Annotated in this window: 2 protein-coding genes; both read right to left on the bottom strand. The window is 49.9% G+C overall.

The features are described from left to right. Positions 1 to 382: 382 nt before the first annotated feature. Complete coding sequence (locus tag CX664_RS08300) at positions 383 to 1942, bottom strand: hypothetical protein (protein WP_145999892.1); 1560 nt, start codon at positions 1940 to 1942, stop codon at positions 383 to 385. A 118-nt stretch (positions 1943 to 2060) separates the two neighbouring features. Beyond that, complete coding sequence (locus tag CX664_RS08295; RefSeq protein WP_145999891.1) at positions 2061 to 6521, bottom strand: hypothetical protein; 4461 nt, start codon at positions 6519 to 6521, stop codon at positions 2061 to 2063. Positions 6522 to 7126 lie beyond the last annotated feature (605 nt).

The following is a 7126-nucleotide window of genomic DNA, read 5'->3' as shown; positions in this document are numbered from 1 at the left end:
TGCTATGGATATTGTCGTGTAATCGTCGGGAATAGCTGGATGTCATACCTCCTGCAATTTGAACAAGAAACCTTGAGTTCAACATGTACAAAGTCAAAATAGTCAGCGGCATTGGATTCCTGAATATCGCTTACCTTCTTTTTCTGACAACTTATCAATGGCTTTCAGGTGGCATTGAGGGTTATCGGCGCAATAAAAGAGAGTGAAAAAACGCATCTTGTTCTGATCAAGTGGGACCATAAGGCAAGCCAGTTGCTCCGGTAATTGAGCAAGGCCACATATTTCGCAGGAACCAAACTGCAAGAACTGGAAAGTGTTTGACATAACCTGGCCTGAGACAGAAGGTTGAAAGATTCTGATTGAGTTACCGGCGATCAAATGTTCAATGAGTTGAGTCTATCCGATGTAGCTCAGGATGCATCATCTTCAACAGTGATGTGATAAATTCTACCCTCTCGATCTCGAAGTCACTCACATGTGGAACCGTCGATAGCCAGCAGGAAACTCTGCATTCAAAATCACTGCGGCAAATATGCCTGCTCAATTTTCTCTGCAGAATCGCAGCAAGTGTATGAAGGCGCTGTTGTTGCGCTTGAAGCTGGCCGTCAGGCTCTTCTTCAGCGAATATGGAGATAAACTGCCTGGCCTTATCCAGAGTAAGCAGTGCGCGAACAAGCAAGCCATAAATACGCTCTTTGCCGTTTTTTGGGAAACCAAAAAGAATGGTTCGAGGTAACTCAAACGCTGCCCCTTGATTCAGTTCAACTGTCAGCGGGTTAAGGTTCCCTATGAGGTGTTCCAGCGTATCGTTCAGTAATCGGGTTTCTTCAGCAAACGACAAACACCATAACGGCCTCTCAACGCCAGGAGCGCGAATGGCCAATGGTGCTGCATGTCCATTGATTACTCTGTCGTCAACACTGACCATAAGCTCTGGACCCTGGATGTCTGAACTGCTGTCTTTAGGATGAATATTGTAAGCATTTGGTAGTTGAATCGCCCGGCATCCTGGTATTGGGAAGATGAAGATGTTGTCGTTGGTTCCTAAATCCCTGTCAATGTCAAGTGCTTCATTAAGCGCTTGTATTTCTTTACAGAGTTTTATGGCCGAACCTTCAGTCGAGCAGATAATGTCAATATTTTTGAATGATGCGCAGCGGTTCTGTAAAAAACGCGCGTATGAACCGGTAATCAGAATGGGGGGGGTGTTATAAGACTCATTGATTTTCTGGATCATCTCCAGTGTTCTGAGAGTTAGCACATTTAACTGCGGAACCTGATTGTCTGATAAGGGGAGCGCTCTTCTAACGACAGCAGAAGCCTGATGCTGATAGGTAGAGGCTGCGTATCCTTCAGGATCATCACCCGTATCGACCTGACGGTCAGCCAGCAGATGACCATTTAGATAACGTTTTGTATTGAACAGCGTTATCTCCTCGCTGCCTGCCGGACTCTCCATGAAGTCCTTATATACCTCATCCGGTGTAACCGGCTGGCCGTTCAACGGCAGCCCCCTCAGACAACATTCCGCTTTGAAGCGTGCGATGGCTAATTTGTACTCATTATTTTGATCTGGCTGTCGGTTGAACTCCTGAACGACCTGTTCCGGGGTAACTTGTCGATTGTTATAGGGAATGTTGCGCAGGCAGAGTTTTTGCAGGAAGACGCCACTTCTGAGGGACGTTGTATCATTTCCATAGGCGTTAAGTACCACAGCCGGGGTAATTTGACGTCCTTGTAATGGTTTGTTTTGCCAAAAGGCAACCTCCATACTGATGCGTTCATAGACAGTGGTGGCTGTTCGCCCGCAAAACTCAAGGGTTGAGATTCCCATACCGTTAAAGGTGCTTGCAGATCGGCCAGATATCTCGCCTGAACCGGCCCGTTGGTCAACATAGCCTGCGGACTCTGGGGGGGAGAAGGTTGAGGTAGTTGGCTTCATAATATAACCCTGCACACCTGAACGAAAAACATTCCCTTTGACCGAAAAATGATCATTAAGTTCCATTCATGGGGCCTGCGCTGAGGGGATGTGAGGTGCGTGGCAGTCATAACAATTATTAAGCGTGCATCATCGCCAGCAGCGCCTGGATAAACTCTTTCTTATTGGTCGGACAATCATTAACAGGCTGAGTTGTCGATAGCCAGTTGTTAATCCTGTGCTCAAAATCATTACGGCAAACATGGCTGGTCAATTTCATTTGCAGATTCTCAGTCAGTGCATAAAGCCGTAGTTGTTCTTTTTGCTGCTGATGACTGTGGCAGTCCGGTTTCCCGGGACTGCCTGCACAGTGCAGGGTGATAAACTGCCTGGCTTTATTCAGAGTAAGCAGGCAGCGTAACAGCAAGCCATAAATACGCTCATCGCTGTTTTGAGGGGTATTAAAAAGAATGGTTCGTGGTATTTTAAATACCTCCCCTTTTTGTAGCCTTACGGTGAGTGGATCAAGGCTCTCAGCGAGGTATTCCAGCGTATCGTTCAGTAATCGGGTTTCTTCAGTAAACGACAAACACTGTACAGGTCTCTGAACACCGTGGACCTGAACGGCCAATTGTGCGGCATTTTCATGGCCGACTCTGGCATCAACACTGACCTGAAGTGCCATGGCTTTTATCCCGAAATCATCGTCCTTAAGATGAATATTGAAGCCATTTGGCAGTCTGATCTCCTGGCACCCCGGGACTTCCCAGATGACAGTACTTTTGGGAATGTCTGAATCCCTGTCTGTGTTCAGTGCCCGCAGCTTTTCACAGAGTATTCTGGCTGACTTTTCTGTCGCGCAGATAATGTCAATGTCATTAAATACTGAGCACATATTCTGCAAACAACGTGCGAAAGAACCGGTAATCAGAATGGGGGAATCGGTACAGGAAATATTGATTTCCTGAATAATATCCAGTGCTTTAAGTGTGAGTGCGGTTAACTGCGGAACCTGCTTGTCCGAAAAAACCGGTCCATTTGACCATGGCTGCCGGGTTTGCACTACACCGGCGTTTGTTGCCTGATTGGCTACGCATCCTTGTGCGCTGTTACTCCCCGGAGTAAAAATATTTTCCTTTTGACGCAGTAGATTATCCATTACATCGGCTTCGGATTTGCATTGCTCAAACCAGCAGCCTAAAGCATGTTGCAGTTTGCTGGCTTCAGTAAAACTCTGAAGGCACTCCAGAACCTGATCTTTTTGGATTTGATGTCCATTAACCCCGTGGCTGGTGAGATAGCAGTAGGCCAGGAAGAAGAAATGCAGCCGTGCTTTCTGAAATGAGTGTCTCAGGGTTATGATGGATTGCAATACCTGCTCTGCAGACACGCCCTGTTGATCAATGGACAGTTCATGCTGCATAGCCATGAATTTCAATACACATTGCAGTCGATGTTGCTCATCCCCTTTGACTGATGCGTTGTTCAGGATTTGCCAGGCCTCTTGCAGCAAATCCTGAGCATCGTTGTTTTCATCCCACCACTGAGAGTGTTTCAGCCTTTCAATCAGGTATCTGGTTTGCCTTGCAGATTGATCCCCGGGGATTTGATTAAATGCTTCCAATACGTCCTTGTTACCCAGATAACGGCCATTCAGTTTTTTCGCATTCAATGCCAGCTGAGAATAAAAAATAGCGATTTCCAGCAATCTGCCAATGCGTTCAAAATCCCTGACTACCGCTTCCGCCGTCACCAGCTGGCCATTCAACAGCAAGCCCCTCAGACAACATTCCGCTTTGAAGCGCGCCACCCCCAACTGGCCTTCAGGGCTATCCGGGAAGTCCTTAACCACCGCATCCGGTGTGACTGGCAGGCCTTTCAACGCCAGGCCCCTCAGGCAACATTTTTCCTTAAAGTGTGCTATCCCCAGCTTTCCTTCCGGACTGTCCGGAAAATCCTGCACCACCCTGTGCGTTGTGACCTGCTGGCCATTCAACAGCAGGCCTCTCAGGCAACACAGTTCCTTGAAGTGCGCTATCGCCAGTTTGCCTTCCGGACTGTTCGGGAAATGCCTGACCACCTCATCTGATGTGAGCTGCGTGCCACGCAGAGTAATGCCTCTCAGGTAACATTTCTCCTTAAATCGTGCGATCCCCAGTTTGCCTTCCATACTTTCCGGGAACGCCTTTACCACCGTATCCGGTTTGATTGGCTGACCATTCAATAGCAAGCCCCTCAGGCAGCATTTTTCCTTAAAGTGCGCCAGTTGCAGCGCTGCTCTGACTGCCTTATAGCCCTTGACCACCGTATCCGGTGTCACTGGCTGGCCATTCAACGCCAGGCCCCTGAGACAACATTTTTCCTTAAAGCACGCTATTCCCAGTCTGCCTGTGGTACTATCCGGGAAACCCTCCACCACGGCATCCGGTGTGACCGGCTGGCCATTCAACAGCAGGCCCATCAGGCAACACAGCTCCTGAAAGCGTGCTACCCCCAGTTTGCCTTCCGGACTATCCGGGAAACCCCTGACCACCGCATCCGGTGTGGCCTGCTGGTCCTTCAGTGACATACCCCTGAGGTAGCATTCTTCCCTAAAGCGGCCCAGCTCCAGTGTTGCCCTGGCCGCCTGAAGATCCTTAACCACCGCCTCCGGTGTGACTGGCTGGCCATTCAACGCCATGCCCTTCAGACAACATTCCGCTTTGAAGCGCGCTTTCCCCAGTTTGCCCTCCGGACTATCGGGATACGCCTCAACCACCGTATCCGCTGTGACCTGCTGACCCTTCAATGCCAGGCCCCTCAGGCAACACTGTTCCTTGAAGTGTGCCAGCTCCAGTGTTGCCCTGGCGGCCTGAAAACCCTTAACCACTGCATCCGGTGTGACCGGCTGGCCATTCAATGCCAGGTTCCTGAGACAACATAGTTCCTTAAAGCGTGCCAGCTCCAGAGTGGCCTTGGCTGCCTGAAAATCCCCGGCCACCTCATCGGGTGTGACCTGCCGACCAGCTAATGCCAGGCCCATCACGAAACATTGTTCCTTGAAACGTGCCAGCGGCAGTGGTGCCCTGGCGGCCTGAAAATCCTTAACCACCACATCCTGTTTTACTGGCTGGCCATTCAACATCAAACCTGTCAGGCAACATTGTTCCTTAAAGCGCGCTATTCCCAGTTTGCCATCGAGAGTATCCGGGAAGGCCTTAACCACCGCCTCTGGCGTGACCGGCCGACCATTTAACAACAAGCCTGTCAGGCAACATTCTGCCATAAAGCGTGCCAGCTCCAGTGGTGCCCTGGCGGCCTGATAATCCTTAACCACGGTGTCTGGTATGACCGGCTGGCCATTCAATGGCATACCCTTCAGGCAACATCGTTCTTTAAAGCGCGCCAGCTCCGTTGTTGCCCTGGCTGCCTGATAGTTATTCACCACCTCATCCGATGTTACCCACTGGCCATATAACCTCAGGCCCTTCAGGCAGCATTGTTCCTTAAACCGGGTCAGCTCCAGTGGTGCATTGGCAACCTGATAATCCCTAACCACCACATCCGGAATGACCGGCTGGCCATTCAACATTATGCCTTTCAGGCAACATTGCTCCTTAAAACGGGCCAGCTCCAGTGAGGCGCTGGCCACCTGATAATTCTTAACCACCACCTCCGGTGTGACGTGCTGGCCATGTATCGGCAGGCCTGTCTGCCAACAGAGTTTGGTAAAGCACGCCAACTCAAGTGTTGCGTTAGCTGCCTGATAATCCTTAAGCACCGCCTCCGGTGTGATCAGATGACCATTCAATGTTATGGCTTTCAGGCAGCAATGTTCCTTAAAGCGCGCCAGCCCCAGGGTTGCTCCGGCGGCCTGAAAATCCTTAACCACCGTTTCCGGTGCAACCAGCTGACCATTCAATGTCATGCCTTTCAGGCAGCATTGTTCCTTAAAGTGCGCCAGGTCAAGGAGGACGCCGACTGCCTGAAAATCCTTAACCACCGCCTCCGGCGTGACCGGCTGGCCACGCAACTTCAGGCAATTCAGGCAACATTCCGCTTTGAAGCGTGCTATTGACAGTTTGCTTTCCGGGGTACCCCTGAACCCCTTAATCACATCATCCGGTGTGACCGGCTGGCCATTCAACATTATGCCCTTCACGCAGCACAGTGCCTTAAAGTATGCCAATTCCTGTGTTGCGTTGATTGCCTGATAGCCACTGGCCAGCGCCTCCGGAGTGACGTGACGACCATTCAACAACAGGCCCTTCAGGCAACACATTTCCTTAAAGCGCAACAGTTCCAGTGTTGCGTTGGTCACCTGGTAATCGTGAACCACCGCCTCCGGTGTGACCCGCTGGCCATTTATTGCCAGGTCTCTCAGGCAACATTGTTCTTTAAAACGCGCCAGCTCCAGGGGGGCTTTGAGTGCCTGAAAATTCTTAACCACCGCATCCGTTGAGACTCGATGCCCATTTAGCGTCAGGCCTTTCAGGCAGCATTCCGCCTTGAAGCGTGCTATTGCTAATTTGTGCTTATTATACTGGCCTGGTTGCCGGTTGAATTCCTGAATGACCTGGTCCGGGGTAACTTTTCTATTGCCCTGTAAAATGTTCTGCAAGCAGAGCTTTTGCAGGAAGAAGCCACGTCTCAGAGAAGTCCTGTCATTTCCATAGGCTCTGAGCACTTCAGCCGGGGTGATTTTTCGTCCTTGTAATGGTTTATTATTCCAGAAGTCGTCTTCAAGTTGCTTGCCATGATCCGTGGTGGAGGCTGTATCTCTATTGGACTGCAGTTTTGATACTCTCTGACCGTTAAATGTACTTGTGGAGCGGTTTGGAATTCCACTTGATCCGGCTTGGTGGCTAACCCGGCCAGCAGGCCTCCGATGGGGGTGGCTTGATGGGGATGCTTTCAGAATAAAACCCTGCACACTTGGACTATAAATACCGCCGTTTGACCTCAAAATGATTATTAGGTTCCGCTTCTGACGTTCAGGTAAAGGCGAAATTAAGACCTATTCTTTAAGGAACGTAAACATTTAAGGAGTTATTCGTGGTTCCATTTCGCTATCGTTTTTCGTAACTATTCAGCACCCAGTAAAGGCATATTACTGTAATTCTGAACAGCTCTAAGAAGTGACTGGTATATATCCTTACCCTGTTTTTTGGCAGACGACAAATAGCTCCGAATCCGTGCAAACATAGAACCTCCGTCCGCACTCCT

Source organism: Endozoicomonas acroporae (assembly GCF_002864045.1).
Classification (GTDB): Bacteria; Pseudomonadota; Gammaproteobacteria; order Pseudomonadales; family Endozoicomonadaceae; genus Endozoicomonas; species Endozoicomonas acroporae.
Note: the sequence above shows the minus strand (reverse complement) of the source record. Positions and strands in the feature narration are given on the sequence as shown.

What these genes read in the sequence shown, in the direction of transcription:
- CX664_RS08300 (WP_145999892.1), bottom strand. Translation starts at nt 1,942, where the DNA reads ATGAAGCCAACTACCTCAACCTTCTCCCCCCCAGAGTCCGCAGGCTAT.